Here is a 19,306-nt window from a genome sequence, read left to right on the forward strand (position 1 = left end):
TGAATTGATCTCAGTAGGGGGTTATGCGAGTCGGCCGTGTTCGAATTGGGTGAGTACGAGTGCGGCTTTGACGATGAGGCCGATTTTGCGGGGGCTGGTGGTGAAGTGTCGTAGGACGCGCCAACGGCCGGTGAGCAGGGCGAATCCACGTTCGCCGAGGGCGCGCAGGCCGCGCAGCAGTTTGTTGTAGGTCTGGTTGTCGACGTCGAGTGGGCGGCCTTTGCTGGTTTTGGGGCGTTTGATCGGGGTGAGGACCCCGGCTCCGGCACCCTGGTAGCCGCCGTCGGCCAGGGTGGGTAGGTTGAGCTGGGAGTAAGCCCAGTACAGGGCGCCGAGGACGTGGTTTTCAGCGGCGGTGATGTCGTGGATGGACCCGGGCTCGACGTCGGAGGCCCACAGCGGGAACCCGTCCGGGTCTGTCAGTGCTTGGATGTTGCCGGCTTGTTCGCGGGTTTTCCCGGAGTACCACAGGTCGATCTCGGCGCCTTTGGCGCTGGTGGTCTTTTCGCCGAGACGGTCGGAGGAGAAGTTTTTGCCGTCCAGGATCAGATAGGCGTCGCCGTTGTCTTTGGCCCGTTGCAGGGCGTCGTGCAGATCCGGGGCCTGCGCGGCCAGTGCCTTGATGCCCTCGTCGACATACCGGTAGCCGGTGGCACGGGCGACACCGTGATCGCGAGCCAGTTTGGTGATGTCGGTATCGTCCCGGAACCACCGCAGGACCAGCACAGCCTGCCAGAACGTGGTCAACGCCCGGCGCCCCTTGCGGGTCCCTTTCCGGCGGCGTTCACCGGCCAACAGCCGGCTGAGGAAGACCACCAGTTCACGGGGAACATCGAGTTTGGCAGAATACGTGACCACGTGGGGCCCTCCCTGGTCGAAGATCCTTTCTTGGTCGAACTTCTTCTACCAGGGACCCCACGTCCCACTCTCCCCGGGCCAGCCCTACCCGATCACACACCCATTCCGGCAGGCCGCCCTCCAGAGACTTCTTACTGAGATCACCTCAGTGTCTATGTCAAGCGTGGGAAATAAGGAAATTTGGTCGTTAGTCCGGCAATAATTGTGCAACCACGCCGACCGAGGAATGCCACTCGGAGGCGGTTGAAAGGTGGTGACATTCTGGTGTGGCGCGATTCGTTGTTGTGGGGGTTGTCTGCGGTCGACACTGGTCGTCTGCGGACAGCTGCCGGTGCGCTGCGGGACCGGCTACGCGCACGACCGGAGTGGCTGCCTGCGGACATCGGCTGGTCGCTCGCCCAGCGTCAGGTCGCGAGCACGCGCGCCGCGCTCACCGCGGATACCCGCGACGGATTCGTCGACGCACTGTCGGCGCTCGCCGAAGGACGCGGGTCTGTCGGACTGACTGAGGGAGGCCCGCTCGACGGTGATACGCCACGTCGAGTCGTCTTTGTGTTCCCCGGTCAGGGGCCGCAGTGGCGTGGTATGGCGGTCGGATTGATGGCGTCCTCGCCAGTCTTCCGCGCGCGGATGTCGGAGTGCGTCGAGGCGTTCGAGCCGTTCCTCGACTGGTCACTGTCCGATGTGGTCAACGATATTCCCGGCGCGGCCTCGCTGGACCGCACGGATGTCGTGCAGCCCGTGCTGTTCTCCGTAATGGTTTCGCTGGCGGCGATGTGGCGTTCGTACGGGATCGAGCCGTCCGCGGTGCTCGGGCACAGCCTGGGTGAGATCGCCGCCGGCGTCGTGGCCGACGCGTTGTCGCTTGAGGACGGTGCGCGGATCACCGCGCTTTGGAGCCGGTTGCAGGCGACGTTGTCCGGGCAAGGCGCGATGATCTCCATGCGGGCCCCGGTAGATGTCGTACGGTCGCGGTTGCTCCCAGGGCTGGAGATCGCCGCGGTTAACGGCCCACGGGCGGTGATCGTCTCCGGTGATGCCGACGTCGCCACGCGGCTGCTCGGCGAACTCGCCGAGCAGAGCATCGAAGCGAGGACGATCGGGGTGGACCTCGCCGCGCACTCCGCGCACATCGAGCGGATCACCGCTGAACTACGTACGGCCTTGGCCCCGGTGCGACCCCAACCGCCCAAGGTGACCTTCTATTCGTCGATGACCGCCGGAGCGCTGCCCGAAGATGTGCTGCTGGACGCCGACTACTGGTGTCGCAACCTGCGCAACACGGTTTGGTTCGAACCGGCGGTCCGGGCCGCTCTCGCCGACGGCAACGAGATATTCCTTGAGGTCAGCCCGCATCCAGTGCTCACCGCGGCGATGCAGGAGACCGTCGAGTCCGCCGGTGCACACGCTGCCGTCCGTGCTTCGGTCCGGCGCGGTCACGCGGATCTGGACAAGGTCGTGCAGACGCTGGGGGAACTGTTTGTAGACGGCGCCCGGATCGACTGGGAGGCCGTGTACGCGGGTCACGATCCGCACCTCGTGGATCTTCCGGAAGCCGCGACCGACGTTGCGGCGCCCGTGGAGTGCACTCTGCGCGCACGGCTCTCCGGACTCTCCGAACAGGATCAGCGGGCCTTGCTCACCACGGTCGTCTGCCAGGAGATCGGGGCACTGCTGGGCTCGGCGGAGGCTGTGGACCCGCATATGCGGTTCCGTGACTTGGGCTTCGACTCGGTGACCGCGATCGAGGTTCGCACTCGGATCGCCGCGGTCGCGGGAACAGGCTTGCCCGCGACCATGGTGTTCGACTACCCGACTCCGGCCGCGGTGGCAGAACTGCTCCGGGTCACGCTGACCGGCGTCACACCGCGGGACGGACTGCCAGAAGCGGAAGAGCGTCGGGCGGTTTCCACCTCGGATGCCGACCCAGTGGTGATCGTCGGCATGGGCTGTCGTTACCCGGGTGGCGCTGGCACCCCGGATGAGCTGTGGCGACTGGCGCGCGATGGCGTGGATGCCGTGTCGGCGTTCCCGGACAATCGGGGCTGGGACTTCGCCGCCAACTACGACGACGGGGCCCGCCCGGCTGGCACGTTCTACCAGCGGGAAGCCGGGTTGCTAACCGACGCGGACCGCTTCGACGCGGGGTTCTTCGGCATCAGCCCGCGCGAGGCCGCCGCGATGGACCCGCAGCAACGGTTGCTGCTGGAGACCTCCTGGGAGGCGTTCGAGCAGGCCGGGATCGCGCCCATCTCACTGCGTGGCAGCCGGACCGGAGTGTTCGTCGGCGCGATGACTATGGACTACGGGCCCCGGATGGACCAGGGGACGGAGGTCGAGGGCTACGTTTTCACCGGCAACACCGGCAGCGTCCTGTCCGGCCGGATGTCGTACTTGTACGGATTTGAGGGCCCGGCGGTCACCGTGGACACGGCGTGCTCGTCGTCCCTGGTCGCATTGCACCTTGCCGCGCAGGCGGTCAGACGTGGTGAATGTGACCTCGCGGTCGCGGCCGGAGTCACGGTCATGTCGGGTACGGGCATGTTTGTGGAGTTCTCCCGGCAGGGCGGGCTCGCACCGGACGGCAGGTGCCGGGCTTTCTCCGACGATGCACGCGGTTTCGGCCTGGCCGAGGGCGTCGGCGTGGTGCTGGTGGAACGGTTGTCGGACGCTCGCCGGAACGGCCACCGCGTACTGGCGGTACTGAAGGGCTCGGCGATCAATCAGGATGGCGCCTCCAACGGGATGACCGCGCCGAGCGGCCTGGCCCAGCAGCGGGTGATCCGGGCGGCTTTGGCTGACGCCGGGCTTCGGCCGTCCGAGGTGGACGCGGTCGAGGCCCACGGCACGGGGACTCGGCTGGGTGACCCGATCGAGGCTCAGGCGTTGCTGGCCGCATACGGGCAGGAGCGCGAGCGGCCGCTGCTGCTGGGCTCCTTGAAGTCGAACATCGGGCACGCCCAGGCGGCCGCGGGAGTCGGCGGCGTCATCAAGATCATTCAGGCGATGCAGCACGGCGTGCTGCCGAAGACACTGCACGTTACCCAGCCGACGTCCCATGTGGACTGGTCGGCCGGGTCGGTCGAGCTGCTGACCGAGGCGGCCGAGTGGCCGGAGACTGGTCGGCCGCGCCGGGCGGGGGTGTCGTCGTTCGGCGTGAGCGGGACCAACGCACACGTCGTGCTCGAACAGGCCCCAACGGCCGAACACCCGGAGCCCGAGCCCGATGCCGTCGCGGTTTCGCCCGGCCCGATGCCGCTGGTGCTCTCGGCGCGGGACCGAGGGGCGCTGCGAGGTCAGGCCGCGCGGATGAGGGAATTTCTCCGGTCGTGTCCCGCGCTGGCGGACGTGACGTATTCGTCCGTTACCCACCGGTCGGCGATGGAGCATCGAGCTGTCGTATTTGGTGAAGACGTCGAGCGGATGATCGCCGGGTTGGGTGCACTGGCCGAGGGAACCCCAGCCGGTAACGTCGTGGAAGGCGTCGGTCATCGTGGTGGCACGGTCTTCGTGTTCCCCGGCCAGGGTTCTCAATGGACGGGGATGGCGCTGGAGCTCATCGGTTCTTCGCCGGTGTTCGCCGCGCGGATGACCGAGTGCGCACAGGCACTGGCCGAGTTCACCGATTGGGACCTCGTCGAAGTGCTCGGGAACGACGATGCTCTGGGGCAGGTGGACTTCGTCCAGCCCGCGTTGTTCGCTGTCATGGTGTCGCTGGCTGCCTTGTGGCGGTCTTACGGTGTCGAGCCTGCGGCTGTGATCGGCCACTCGCAGGGGGAGATCGCGGCGGCCTGCGTCGCCGGGGCGCTGAGCCTGCGCGACGCGGCCCGCGTCGCGGTGTTGCGGAGCCGGACGATCCGGGACTCGCTGTCCGGTCACGGCGGGATGGTCTCGGTTCCGCTTCCGGTCGAGGAGGTCCGCGCCGGCCTGGCCGGCTGGAACGGCCGTATCTCCGTCGCCGCGATCAACGGCCCGCGATCCACGGTGGTGGCCGGAGATCAGGACGCACTGGAGGAACTGCTGGTCCGGTGGGACCGGGCGAAGCGGATCCCCGTGGACTATGCCTCACACTCGGCGCAGGTCGAGGCGGTACAGGACGAACTGCTGGACCTGCTCGCTCCGATCACGGCGCGTGCGGCGGACATACCGTTCTTCTCGACGGTGACTGGCGAGTTCGTGGACGGGACCGCACTGGACGCCCAGTACTGGTACGAGAACCTGCGGCAGCCGGTCCGGTTCGACGAGGCGGTCAGAGCGCTCGACGGGCACGTCTTCATCGAATGCGGTCCGCACCCCGTGCTGGTGCCTGCGCTGGACACAACCGCACTGGGATCGCTGCGCCGTGGCGAGGGCGGGATCGATCGGTTCACCGTCGCGCTCGCCGAGGCATACGTGCACGGTGTAGACGTCGACTGGCAGTCGATCGCGCGCGGGCAGCGGATCGATCTGCCGACCTACGCCTTCCAACGGAAGCGGTACTGGCTGGAGGGTGGTGTCCGGGCCGCCGCAGCCGAGGACTTCGGCCTGGTCGCTCCGGAACATCCCCTGCTCGGGGCCGAATTGGCGTTGCCAGAGTCCGGCGGGGTGGTGTTCACGTCCAGGATTTCCCTGGCGGCTCAGCCCTGGCTGGCCGACCACGCCGTGCACGACGTGGTCCTGTTCCCGGGGACCGCCTTTGTGGAACTCGCCCTCCGCGCCGGTGAACGCCTCGGCTGCGACCTTGTCGAGGAACTGGTCCTGGTGGCACCGCTGCCGCTGCCGTCCGACGGCAGCGGGGTCCGTTTCCAAGTCACGGTAGCGGCCGGAGACGAAGCCGGTCGCCGCCGGTTCGCGGTCCACTCGCTTGCCGAGCACGCTCCTGACGATGCTCGCTGGATCTCGCACGCCACCGGCATCCTCGCTTCGGGCGCACCACCCGCCACGCCGCTTGTCGAGTGGCCGCCCGCCGCGACCGAAATTGACCTGAGCGACGCCTACGAGACGCTGCGCGACAAGGGGTATCAGTACGGACCGGGTTTTCGTGGCCTACGCCGGGCCTGGCGGCGTGGTCAGGAGATTTTCGCCGAGGTCGCGCTGCCGGGGAACGCCGACGGTTTTGGGCTGCACCCGGCGCTGCTCGATGCGGCACTGCACGCCCTTGTACTCGACTCGGACGGGCTGCCGTTCGACTGGCGCGACGTGGCACTGCACAGCACCGGCGCGTCCAGTCTCCGGGTGCGGATCTCTCCCACGGGAATCCAGGCCGCTGATGACGCCGGAAACCCGGTCCTCACCGCGGGGCCGTTGACCCTCCGACCGATTCCGGCTCAGCACCTCGCCCGGGACGCGGGCACATTGCTCGCCGTCGAGCCGGTCGAGGTCGCACGGCCCACTCGTGTCGATTCCACCGGCGTGACGATCATCGTGGCACCCACCGTTGAGCGGGTTCTCGCGGAGGTGCAAAACCGCCAGGACGAGCGTTTGGTCGTGGTCACGCACAACGCCAGGACGAACCTGGAGCAGGCCGAGATCAGGGGGCTGATCAGATCGGCCATTTCCGAACAGCCCGGCCGGTTCGTCCTCGTCGACACCGATTCACCGGAGACCGTTTCGCCCGACGAGGTCCTGGCCATCGGCGAACCCGAATTGTGGATCCACGACGGCCGGTTTACCGCACCGCGGCTACAAGCCGTGGAACCCGCGGTGACCACACCGTGGACGGCCGAGGACTGCGTCCTGATCACCGGGGGAACAGGCACGATCGGGGGCGCGGTCGCGCGCCACCTGGCCCGGCACGGCGTCCGGCTGGTCCTGCTGAGTCGAGGCGGGCCGCGATCGGCCGGGGCCGGGAAACTCCAGGCGGAACTGGGCGCGGAGATCGTCGCGTGCGATGTGACCGACCGCGCGGCACTGGCCGCGGTCATCGACCAGTACCCCATCACCGCCATCGTGCATGCCGCGGGAGCGCTGGACGACGGTGTCATCGAGTCGTTGACGCCCGAACGGCTGGCCACCGTCCGCGCGCCGAAGACCACCGCCGCGCTCCACCTGCACGAACTCACCCGGCACAAGGACCTCAAGGCCTTCGTGATGTTCTCGTCGGTAGCCGGTTTCCTCGGCACGCCCGGCCAGGGCAACTACGCGGCGGCCAACAGCGCGCTGGACGCACTCGCCGAGATCCGGCGGGCGGAAGGACTCCCCGCGACGTCGATCGCCTGGGGGCTGTGGGCCGAGGCGAGCACCATGACGGGCGATCTGACCGGTTCCGATCGAGCTCGGCTGGCCAGGTTCGGCGTGGCCGGCATGTCCGAGACCGAGGCGCTGGCGCTGTTCGACGCCAGCCTGACCGCACCGGCGACGGTAACGGCGGTCCGACTCGACCTCGCGGCACTCCGGACCCACGACTCCATACCGGCGATGCTGCGTGGAATGGTCCGCCCGCGGGCTTTCGGCGCCGCCCAGGAGCGGGACACGTCCCCCCGGCAGATCGCCGCGCTCCCCGCGGTCGAACGGCGTGAGGCCGTGCTTCGCCTGGTGAGAGAGCAGGTCGCGAGCGTTCTGGGACACAACTCCGCGGAAGCGATTGACACCGGCCGGGCGTTCAAAGAGATGGGGTTCGACTCGCTGACCGCGGTCGAACTGCGCAACAGCCTCAATGCGCGGTTCCAGGTCCGGTTGCCCGCGACACTGGTATTCGACTACCCGACTCCCGCCGCCGTCGCCGAGTACCTGGTGGCGGGCGCTCGGACCGAGCCGGCCACCGTGGCAGCCGGGACTGCCTCGGACGCAGAACCGATCGCAATCGTCGGGATGGGCTGCCGCTATCCCGGCGGAGTCTGGTCACCCGAGGAGTTGTGGCGGCTGGTCGAGAACGGCACCGACGCGATCGGCGAGTTCCCGGTGAACCGCGGCTGGGACCTGGCCAACCTGTTCGACCCCGATCCAGCACGGGCCGGTCGCAGCTACGTCCGTGAAGGCGGCTTTCTGCCGGACGCCGGACTGTTCGACGCGACGTTCTTCGGGATCTCACCGCGTGAAGCTGTCGCGATGGACCCGCAGCACCGGCTGTTGCTGGAGACCTCGTGGGAGGCCTTCGAGCGGGCCGGAATCGACCCCGATTCGTTGCGGGGCAGCCAAACCGGCGTGTTTACCGGTGTGATGAACGGTGGCTACGGTGCCCAGCAGCTGAACGCGCCGTCGGGCTCGTGCGAGGTCGAGGGCTACCTCGCCAGCGGGACCGCCGCCTCCGTGGCGTCCGGTCGTGTCGCCTACGCGCTGGGGCTGGAAGGCCCGGCACTGACCGTGGACACGGCGTGTTCGTCGTCACTGGTCGCGCTGCACCTCGCAGTGCAGTCGCTGCGACGCGGCGAGTGCGAGACGGCCCTCGCCGGTGGCGTGACCGTGATGTCTTCTCCGTCGTTGTTCGTGGAGTTCAGCCGACAGCGCGGATTGTCGCCGGACGGCCGGTGCCGGTCGTTCGCGGCCGCTGCCGACGGCACGGGCTGGTCGGAGGGTGTGGGCGTCCTCGTGCTGGAGCGGCTGTCTGACGCTCGCCGGAAAGGACACCGGGTGCTGGCTGTGGTCCGGGGGACCGCAGTCAACTCCGACGGTGCTTCCAATGGCCTGACCTCGCCCAATGGCCCCGCGCAGCAGCGCGTGATCCGGGCCGCGCTCACCGATGCCGGTCTGTCGGCAGCCGATGTAGACGCGGTCGAGGCGCATGGCACGGGAACACGCCTCGGCGATCCTCTCGAAGCACAAGCGGTGCTGGCCACCTACGGGCAGGATCGGGAGCGTCCGCTGTGGCTGGGCTCGTTGAAGTCGAACATCGGGCACGCACAGGCCGCAGCCGGTGTCGGCGGGATTATCAAGATGGTGGAGGCGATGCGGCACGGCGCATTGCCCAAGACGCTGCACGTCGACGAACCGACGCCACAGGTGGACTGGACTGCCGGTGCCGTTGAGTTGCTGACCGAGCGGGTGCCGTGGCCGTCGTCCGGGAGGCCCCGGCGCGCGGGCGTGTCCTCGTTCGGGGTCAGCGGGACCAACGCGCACGTGATCATCGAAGAAGGCGAGTCTGTGCCCCCGGCCGGGGATCGGGACGTGCCCTCGGTCGTGCCATGGGTCGTGTCGGCTCGGACCGCCTCGGCGCTGTCCGCGCAGATCGAGAGGCTGACGACGTTCGCCGCGGAATCCGGCCTGGCCACAGCGGACATCGGGTACTCGTTGGCCACGACACGCGCTCGGCTGCCGCACCGCGCGGTCATCGTCGGCGACGAGGTGATCACCGGTGACGGTGGCACGCCGCGCCGGGTCGCGCTCGTCTTCCCCGGCCAGGGTTCGCAGTGGGCTGGAATGGCCGTCGAGCTCGCGGGGACGTCCACGGTTTTCGCGGACCGGCTGGCCGAGTGCGCGCGAGCACTGGAGAAGTACGTCGACTGGGATCTATTCGAGGTGCTGGGTGACGCCGACGCCTTGCTGCGGGTCGATGTCGTTCAGCCCGCGTTGTTCGCGGTGATGGTGTCGCTGGCGGCCCTGTGGCGGTCCTACGGCGTCGAGCCTTCGGCCGTGGTCGGTCACTCGCAGGGCGAGATCGCGGCCGCGTGTGTCGCGGGTGCGCTGAGCCTTGAGGACGCCGCCTCGGTCGTCGCCTTGCGCAGCCAGGCGATTCGCCGCCTGCTGGCCGGGCGCGGCGGGATGGTGGCGGTGTCGCGGCCGGTCGAGGACGTCAGGGCCTTGATCGAGCCGTGGCACGGCCGGATCGACATCGCCGCGGTCAACGGTCCCGTGTCCACTGTGGTCTCCGGCGAACCGTCGGCGCTGCGGGAACTCGTCGCCGCCACCGAGTCCCGCACCATCCCGGTGGACTACGCATCGCACTCCGTCGGGGTCGAAACCCTCGAATCCGAACTGGCCGATCTGCTGGCACACATCACGCCGCGCTCCTCGGAAATCCCGTTCTATTCGGCGGTCACCGGGGACCGCGTCGACACCGCGGAGCTGGATGCCGGTTACTGGTACCGGAACCTGCGTGAAACCGTCCGGTTCGACCTGGCCATCCAGCGGCTGCTCGAGGACGGGATCGGAGCGTTCATCGAGTCGAGTACGCATCCCGTGCTGACCGTCGGTACCTCCGACACGATCGAGCAGCTCGAAAAGGACGCGGTCGTGCTGGGTTCGGTTCGCCGCGACGACGGGGGGCTGAACCGGTTCCTCACCTCCGTCGCCGAGGCCTGCGTACACGGCGTACCCGTCGACTGGACTCCCGCTTTCGGGGCCGATGCCCGAGCGGTGGACCTGCCCACCTACGCCTTCCAGCGCTCGCACTTCTGGTTGCGCCAGAACCGGTTCGCCGACGCGGGCGGCGATCCCACCGGCTTCGGGCAGGAAGCCTGCGTGCATCCTCTGGTCACGGCGGTCGTCGACCTCCCGGACGGGGGAGTTTGCTTCACCGGCCGGATCGGCCTCGAACTTCAGCCGTGGCTCTCCGACCACGCAGTGGCCGGCGCCGCGCGGGTACCCGCGACGGTGTACCTCGACCTCGCACTGCACGCCGCCGCGCGGTTCGGCACCGCGCACGTAGCAGAACTGGCGTTGCACGCTCCGCTGGAGCCACACGAGAACGTGACGTATGGAGTCCGGGTGCTCGCCGGCCCGATCGGCGACGACGGTCGTCGATCCCTCACCGTGCATACGCGTCCCGAACCCACCGGCCCTCGGAACATCGCCACCGGCGCCCGGAACACTGCCGAATGGACCTTGCACGCTTCCGGTTTCGTGGGTCCTGGCGGCCTGCCCGCACCGGAGCCGCCACCGGTGTGGCCGCCAGCCGGGGCACGCGCCGTGCCATTGGCGGAGGCCTACGAACACTTGAGCCGACTCGGATATCACTACGGACCGGCGCTCCAGGGCGTCCGTCGGCTGTGGCGGGAAGGCCGGGATCTCTACGCGGAGCTCGCGCTGCCCGATGGCGTCGATGCGGGCGGCCACGGTATCCATCCCGCGATGCTCGACGCGGCCCTGCACCCGCTGCTCATCGCGGTGGACGCCGAGCGGCACGACCAGCCGGTCAGGCTTCCGTCCGCCTGGTCCAGAGCCCAGGTGTACGCCGGAGCGGTCGGCAGCGCACGGGTCCATCTCACGGTTACCGCCGAAGATCGCGTCCGCGCCACCTTCGTCGGAGCCGACGACACGGTGCTTGCCACGATCGAGTCGGTGACGTTGCGTACTGCCGAACTCGCCGCACCTACCGCGCAGGACTCCCTCCATGTACTCGGCTGGGCGCCTGCGGCACCGCCCGCCAGTGCTATTGACCGCGGCCCCACCATGGTGCTCGCGACGGTGGGCACCGGCGTGGACTCGCCGCGGTCCTGGATCGACGGCGCGGCGCACTATCCGGACCTGACGGCCTTACGTCGTGCGCTCGCCGCCGGTGTTCCGGCACCGGATGTGGTGCTGACGACCGTGCCCGTACCGCCGGGTGAACACCCGGGATCGGACGACGACGTCGTGTCGGGCGTGCATACCGGCACGCATCGGGTGCTGGCGCTTGTCCAGGAGTTTCTGGCCGACGACCGGCTTGCTGAAGTGCGCCTGTCGCTGGTCATCCCCAACGCGGTCACGACCGGCCTCGTCGATCGGGCGCCCGCGCTGTCGGCTGCGGCCGGGTGGGGTCTGGTGGGCTCGGCCCAGTCGGAGAATCCCGGTCGGATACAGCTGATGGACTTCGACGGGACCACCGCGAGCCGGTCGGCGTTGCGCATGGCCTGCGAGTCCGCTGAGCCTCAGCTTGCCCTTCGCGACGGTGTTGTCCACCTGCCGCGGCTGCGGCGTGCGGCGGGCGTCGGCAACGCCGCGCCTCTCGTGTTCACCGACCACGGCACGGTGCTGATCACCGGCGGTACTGGCACACTCGGTGCGATCACAGCGCGCCACCTCGTGACGCGGTACGGAGCACGGCACCTCGTCCTGACCAGCCGCCGCGGAGCCGAAGCGCCGGGAGCCGCGCAGCTGACCGCCGAACTCGCCGCGCTGGGCTGTCAAGCCGCTGTCGTGGCATGCGACGCCGCGGACCCGGCGGCGCTGGCCGCCGTGCTGGACGGGATTCCCGAGTGTCGCCCGTTGGTCGCGGTGGTACACGCCGCGGGAGTCCTCGACGACGCTGTGATCGGCAATCTCACCCCGGGCCGGGTCGACGCGGTGCTGCGTCCCAAGGTGGACGCCGCCTGGAATCTGCACCGTCTCACCCGGCATCTCGAGCTGGCGGCCTTCATCCTCTACTCTTCCGCCGCTGGTGTGCTCGGCAACGCGGGACAGGCGGGTTATGCCGCCGCCAATGCCGCACTGGACGCGCTGGCCGCACAACGACGGGCCGAGGGACTGCCCGCCGTCTCGATGGCATGGGGCCACTGGGCCGAGACGAGCGGGATGACCGGCCATCTGACCACTGTGGACCTGGCACGCATGCACCACGCGACCGGCTTGACGGCACTGCCGACCGAAGAGGCACTCGGTCTCTTCGACGCGGCGTTGCGCGGCTCGGCCCACACCGTCATACCCATCCGGCTCGACCGGCAAGTGTTGCGCACGCAAGCCCTCGGCGGCACGATCCCGCCGCTGCTCAGCGGGCTCGTCTCCGTCGCGCGTTCGCACCCGTCGGCCGCGCCCGTCGAGACTGCGGCCGACTCCCTCGGTCGGCGGCTCGCGGCGCTGGGCCCAGCTGGGCAGCAGCGCGAGCTTCTCCGGCTGGTCCGGGTCCACGTCGCCGGCGCGCTGGGCCATGCGAGCCTGGACGCGATCAAACCGGATGCCACGTTCCTCAGTCTTGGCTGTGACTCGCTCGCCGCCATGGACCTGCGGAACCGGCTTTCCGCGGCGACCGGACTGCGGCTGGCGGCGACCACGGTCTACAGCTACCCGACGCCGCTCGCGGTCGCCGGATATCTCCGCGCGAACCTCGCGCCAAGCGAGCCGCCACCAGATGCCGACGCGACCGGCACCGACCCGGAACCGGCTATCGGCCAGCGATCCGGCGACATCGCCGCTCGGATCAACGCGGCAACGAACGAAGAGCTTTTCCGGCTCATCGACCAAGGCATCGACGGGTGCACCTTATCGTCCGAATTCCGTGTCCAGTGAGGGTTCCAAATGAACGAGAACGACAAGCTCAGCGAGTATCTCCGCCGCGTCACCGCCGAGCTTTACGACGTCCGCGGCCGACTGGCGGAGACTGAGACGCGGCTCCACGAGCCGATCGCGATCGTCGGTATGGCGTGCCGCTATCCGGGTGGGGTGAACTCCCCGGAAGACCTTTGGAGTCTCGTAGCGGACGGACGCGACGTCATCTCGGGCTTTCCCGAGGACCGTGGGTGGGACCTGGAGCACCTCTACCATCCCGACCCGGACAACCACGGGACGTCGCTCACCGACCAAGGCGGTTTCCTGTACGACGCCGCGATGTTCGACGCCGAGTTTTTCGGGATCTCGCCCAGGGAAGCGCTGGCGATGGACCCACAACAGCGGTTGATGCTGGAGGTTTCGTGGGAGGCGCTGGAACGGGCCGGTATCGATCCCGTGTCGGCACGGGGATCGAACACCGGGGTCTTCACCGGTGTGGCACATAACGATTACGGCGGCCGGTTCATGGCCGGTGGCGCCGACGGCGGTGAGTTGGAGGGGTACTTCGGCAGTGGTAGTGCGCACAGCGTCGTCTGCGGCCGGATCTCTTACGTACTGGGGCTTGAGGGGCCTGCGGTGACGGTGGACACCGCCTGCTCGTCATCTTTGGTGGCGATGCACTGGGCGGCGAGCGCGTTGCGGGCCCAGGAATGCGACTTGGCACTGGCCGGCGGGGTGACGGTCATGTCGACGCCGTCGGTCTTCGTGGAGTTCTCGCGCCAGCACGCGCTGTCTCCCGACGGACGGTGCAAGTCGTTCAGCAGTACCGCGGACGGGACAGGATGGTCGGAAGGCGCAGGGGTCCTGGTACTGGAAAGGTTGTCCAGGGCGCGGAAGTTGGGGCACCGGGTGTGGGGGCTCTTGCGTGGCAGCGCGGTGAACCAGGACGGCGCGTCCAACGGGCTGACCGCGCCGAGCGGTCCGGCGCAGGAGCGGCTCATCCGGGCGGCGTGTGCCGACGCGAGCGTGTCCGGAGTCGACGTCGTGGAGGCACACGGGACCGGTACCCGGCTGGGAGACCCGATCGAAGCTCAGGCGTTGCTGGCCACCTACGGCCGTGACCGGGGGGATCGCGACCCCGTGTGGCTGGGATCGGTGAAGTCGAACATCGGCCACACTCAGGCCGCGGCGGGCGTGGCCGGTGTGATCAAGATGATCATGGCGATGCAGCAGGGGACCGTGCCCCCGTCCTTGCATGTGGACGAGCCGTCGCGCGAGGTGGACTGGACCGCCGGGGCGGTGCGGGTCGCGACCAAGACCGTGCCGTGGCCGACGACCGGGGACAGGCGGCGAGCTGGGGTCTCCTCCTTCGGTGTGGGCGGCACGAACGCCCACGTGATCGTGGAGGAGGCGCCCGAAACCCCCGCCGAATCCCAGCTCGGATCCCAGCCCGAGCCGTCAGGGACGCTTGTGCCGTGGGTCCTCTCTGGCGCGTCCGAACAGGCGGTGCGTTCTCAGGCCGGACGGTTGCGGGCGATGCTGGAGCAGACGCCCGGGTGGTCACTGACCGACGTGGGCTGGTCGTTACACACGACGCGGGCGCTGCTCGACAGCCGTGCAGTGGTGTTCGCCGCGGATCCGGAGGAGGCACGGCGGGGACTGGCGGCTCTGGCGACCGGCCGCGCGCTGCCCGGCGTCATCGAGCCGGCGTCGGAAGCACCGACGCGCTCCGGCGTGGGTTTTGTCTTCAGCGGTCAGGGCGCTCAGCGCCTGGGGATGGGCCATGAACTGGCGGCGCGGTTTCCGGTGTTCGCCTCGGCATGGGACGAGGTGTGCCGATCGCTGGCCGAGTTCGGGGGCGTGCCGGGGGTCGAGGAGGTGCTGTGGGGTACGGCGGACGCCGCGACGGTGGATGACACTCTCTACGCGCAGACCGGCTTGTTCGCCTTCGAGGTCGCCCTTACCCGGTTGCTGGAGTCCTGGGGTGTGCGACCGGACTATGTGATGGGCCATTCGCTGGGGGAGGTCACGGCCGCGTACGTGGCTGGAACGTGGTCGCTGGCCGACGCGTGCCGCGTGGTGGGTGCCCGGGCGAGGTGGATGCGTCAGGCGCCGAGCGGTGGGGCGATGGTGGCTCTGGAAGCCAGGCCCGAGGACGTGGCCGACGTGCTGGCCGGGACGCCGGTGGTGGTGGCCGCCGTCAACGGCCCGCAAGCCGTTGTCGTCGCCGGGCCGGATGACGCTGTGCGGAAGGTGGCCGACCGGTTCGCCGCGCTGGGACGGCGAACCAAGAGGCTGCGCACGAGCCACGCCTTCCACTCACCGGACATGGACTCGGTGCTCCCGGGGTTCCAGGCCGAGATCGAGGCCGTCACCTTCCACACTCCCGACATCCCGGTGATCTCGAACGTCACCGGGGAACTCGCCGATCCGGACAGCCTGACACGGCCGTCATACTGGGCCGAGCACATTCGTGCCACCGTTCGGTTCGGCCAAGGGGCCCGGGCACTGCTCGACACCGGGGTGGGGCAGGTCCTCGAAGTGGGGCCGGACGCGTCGCTCAATGGGCTGGTCGGCGACCTCACCCGGCAAGGGCAGCGGGCCTTCGCCGCGATGCGGGCTGGGCGCCCGGAAACCGCCGAACTGCTCACCTCCGTGGCGCAGCTGTTCGCACACGGTGTTGCGGTGGACTGGAGCTGGTGTTGGGCCGATGCCGCGCCACGGCGCGTGGACCTGCCCACCTACCCGTTCCAAGGTCGGCGGTACTGGATGGATGTCCCGCCGGCCACCGCTGGCGACATGACGACGGCCGGGCTGGAAGGCGGCGGTCATCCGCTCTTGGGCGCACGGCTCGATCTGGCAGGGGACGGCACGACGCTGTTCACCAGCCGCTGGTCGGTAGCCGATCAGCCCTGGTTGGCCGATCACCAGGTCAGTGGCCGGGTCGTGGTGCCCGGTACGACCTTCGTGGAGTTGGCCTTGCATGCCGCGCGACTGACTGGATGCGAGAGCGTCCGGGAGCTGGTCCATCACGTCCCGTTGATCTTGGAACCGGACGAGGCGGTCAGCGTGCAGGTGCGGCTCGACGCCGCCGACGAGGACGGGACACGCCCGATCGGCGTCAGTTCACGGCCGGAGTCGGCGGACGAGCAGGACGCCTGGGTGCTCAACACCACCGGCGTCCTGGCTGGTTCCACCCCCGGGGACCTTGGCAAGTTCGCGTTCGCGGCGGCCTGGCCTCCCTCCGGTGCTGTCCAGCTCGATCTGGATGGTCTCTACGAGGAGCACGCCCTGACCGCCGGATTCGACTACGGGCCGACCTTCCAGGGTGTTAGCGCCGTCTGGCACCTCGGTGATGACATCTATGCCGAGATCACCTCGCCAGAGGTGTTGGACACCCTCGGCTACTGCCTCCACCCGGCCCTGCTCGACGCGACCTTGCATCCGGGTCTGATCGCGTCGGAGCAATTGGGCTTGCGCGCGGCCGGGCTGCCGTTTGTGTGGGCCGACATCACCGTCCACCGGCACGGCGCGACGAGGCTGCGCGCACGTGTCCGGCGGCACGACGACCACCGGATTTCCATCGACGTCGCTACTGCCGAGGGTGCACCCGTCGTTGCCGTCGATTCCCTGACCTTGCGGCCTCATCAGCTCGCTACCAGAGACCGCGCGGGCACGAGGTCGGTGCTCCGCCTGACGTGGAGCGCCGCGCCGGTCGAGGTGCACTCGAGGACATTCACGTGGCAGGTGGCAACCAAGGATTCCTTCGCGCTGGAGTCTTCTTTGGCGGCCGTGGGGGTGGTGTGCATCGGCACGTCGACCGAGAGCGGCGACCTGCACGCGCAAGTGACGGTGGCCTGTGTCGACGGAACGGTGGACCAGAGTCCACACGATTGCGCCGCCAGGACACTGACGATTGTGCAGCAATGGTTGTCGAGTGTGAGTGATCCGCACGCGCGCCTGATCGTCGTGACCAGGGGCGCGGTCGCCACGCGCTCGACCGAGGCCGCCATAGATCTGGCCGCGGCCACAGCACGCGGCTTGCTTCGCAGCGCCCAGACGGAGAACCCGGGCCGGATCACCCTGGTCGACATCGACGAGGGCAACGGCATCGGTGAAGCGCTGCTATTCGCGGCTGAAACCGACGAGCCGGAGGTGGCCGTGCGCGCGGGCCGGATACTGGTGCCCCGCCTCGCCATCGAGACTCCCAGCGGGCGAACCGCCGCGGCGGGCGAAGCCGGTAATGCGATCAATCCGGCGGGCACACTGCTGGTGACCGGCGGGACCGGGACCCTGGGCGGCATTCTCGTCAAACATCTGGTGTCCGCACACGGGGTCCGGCACCTGGTCCTGACCAGCCGTCGTGGCCTCGATACCCCAGGAAGCGCGCAACTGTGCGAGGAACTGCGCGAACTGGGCGCGGAAGTCACCGTGGTGGCCTGTGATACTGCCGACCGAGAGGCACTGCGCGTGCTGATCGACTCGATCCCCACCGGTCGGCCGTTGGCCGGCGTAATCCATCTCGCCGGGATTACCGACGACAGCGTGGTCACCGCCCTGGGCAAGGAACAACTGCAGCGTGTACTGCGGCCGAAGGTCGACGGGGCCTGGAACCTGCACGAGCTGACGAAGGACAAGGACCTGTCCGTGTTCGTGTTGTTCTCGTCCGCTTCGGCGATACTGGGCGGGGCCGGCCAGGGCAACTACGCCGCCGCGAACGCGTTTCTCGACGCGCTGGCCGGGCACCGGCGCCAGCAGGGGCTGGCCGCGGTCGCACTGGCCTGGGGGTTGTGGGCCAAGCACAGTGAGATCACCGCCAAACTGTCGGAGTCCGATCGCGCGCGGCTCGCGGATTCCGGCATGCTCCCGCTCGACGACGACGAAGCCATGGCTCTGTTCGACGCCGCGATGCGTAGCTCCGAAAGCCTCCTCGCCCCCATCGCCTTCGACGCGGCGGCGACGCGCAAGAACCTGGACACGTCCCCCGCACCGATTCTCAATACGGTGGCGGGGACACGGAAGCGGGTCGTCACGGCGAAAAGCAAGGCCGGGAAGCCGGCACTCCTGGGCCGGCTGGCCGGCTTGTCCGACAGCGAACGGGTGTCCGCGGTCGCCCAGGCGGTCCGGGCTGAGGTTGCGTCCGTGCTCGGCCACGCCGACACCGATGAGATCAAGGACACGGCGATGTTCCGGGACCTCGGTTTCGACTCGCTGGCGTCGGTGGATCTGCGCAACCGGCTCAGCACACTGATGGGGTTGCGTCTACCGGCGACTGTGGTCTTCGACTACCCCAATGTGCAGGCCTTGGCGGACTACCTGGTGAGCCGGATCGAGACGATCGGCGACGAACCCGGCGGGCCGGTGCTGGAGCAGGGCGCCGACACGCGAGCGCACCCACACGCCGAACAGGAGGACACCGTCTCGGCCCTGTTCCGCTCGGCGGTTGGTGAAGGTCGCGCGGCGGAGGCGCTCCAGCTGATCGGCGCGGTAGCCGCATTGCGGCCGATGTTCGGCGGCACGGATACCAGGGCGACGTCTCCACTGAAACCCGCGTCGTTGAGCCAAGGCGGACGCGGGCCCGAGCTGATCTGCCTTCCGTCGCTGGGTGCCATGTCCGGAATCCAGCAGTATTTCCGGCTGGCCGAGGCTCTGGGCGCGACACGGGCCCTGTCGTCCTTCTCGGTGCCCGGTTACCTGACGGGCGAGGAGCTGCCGGATTCCTTGGACACACTCGCGTCCTTATTGGCGACGAGTGTCAAGCGGCACCTGGACCGCTCGAAGGAGTACGTCCTGCTCGGGCACTCCTCAGGTGGCTGGATCGCGCACCTCGCCGCCGAACGTCTCGCTCGGGAGGGAATGCCGCCCGTCGGTCTCGCCCTGCTCGACACCTATTTGCCCGGCAGTGACGAGACCGCAGCGATCCTGCCCGAGCTCATCGCGGACATGGTCGAGTCACCCGCCGGTACCGCCCCGCTCGAACAGGTCCGCCTCACGGCGATGGGGTGGTACTTCAGGATCTTCGCCAACTGGGAGCCGACATCGCTTCCGGCACCCACGCTGTTCGCGCGCCCCAGCGATCCTTTCCGCGAACACCTCCGCGAAGCCGGTTGGCAGGCCACATGGCCGCTGGAGCACAGCTCGGCACACGTCGCGGGTAACCACTTCACGATGGTGGGCGAAGAGGTCGTGGAGACCGCACAAGCGGTGTCTACCTGGCTCGATTCGTTGTGATGTGACATTGCGATCAGGTAGACGTAGTGCGCAGACCCCCGGATTTATCCGTGGGGTTAGCACGTCAAGTCCGATCCTGACGTGCCCAGCGGTAACCCTGCCAACGTTAGATAGTTCGGCG

General features: G+C 68.8%; 2 protein-coding genes and 1 pseudogene. 2 read left to right on the plus strand and 1 reads right to left on the minus strand.

The genetic code is table 11. From position 1 onward, the window contains the following. Positions 1-21: 21 nt before the first annotated feature. Entirely contained in the window at positions 22-858 is an 837-nt protein-coding gene (locus tag FDZ84_RS25085) for a transposase family protein (RefSeq protein WP_168584616.1), read from the minus strand. A gap of 264 nt (positions 859-1,122) precedes the next feature. Between FDZ84_RS25085 and FDZ84_RS39290 the strand changes: the two genes are divergently transcribed. Both FDZ84_RS39290 and FDZ84_RS25140 read left to right on the plus strand, forming a co-directional pair. Next, positions 1,123-12,975 (plus strand): type I polyketide synthase, encoded by an 11,853-nt coding sequence (locus tag FDZ84_RS39290; RefSeq protein WP_246868408.1) that lies wholly within the window; start codon positions 1,123-1,125, stop codon positions 12,973-12,975. A 9-nt stretch (positions 12,976-12,984) separates the two neighbouring features. After that, positions 12,985-19,185, plus strand: a pseudogene (locus FDZ84_RS25140) (type I polyketide synthase); the annotation flags it as partial. Between the last annotated feature and the right edge of the window lie 121 nt (positions 19,186-19,306).

Source organism: Saccharopolyspora sp. ASAGF58, from assembly GCF_012277335.1.
GTDB lineage: Bacteria > Actinomycetota > Actinomycetes > Mycobacteriales > Pseudonocardiaceae > Saccharopolyspora > Saccharopolyspora hattusasensis.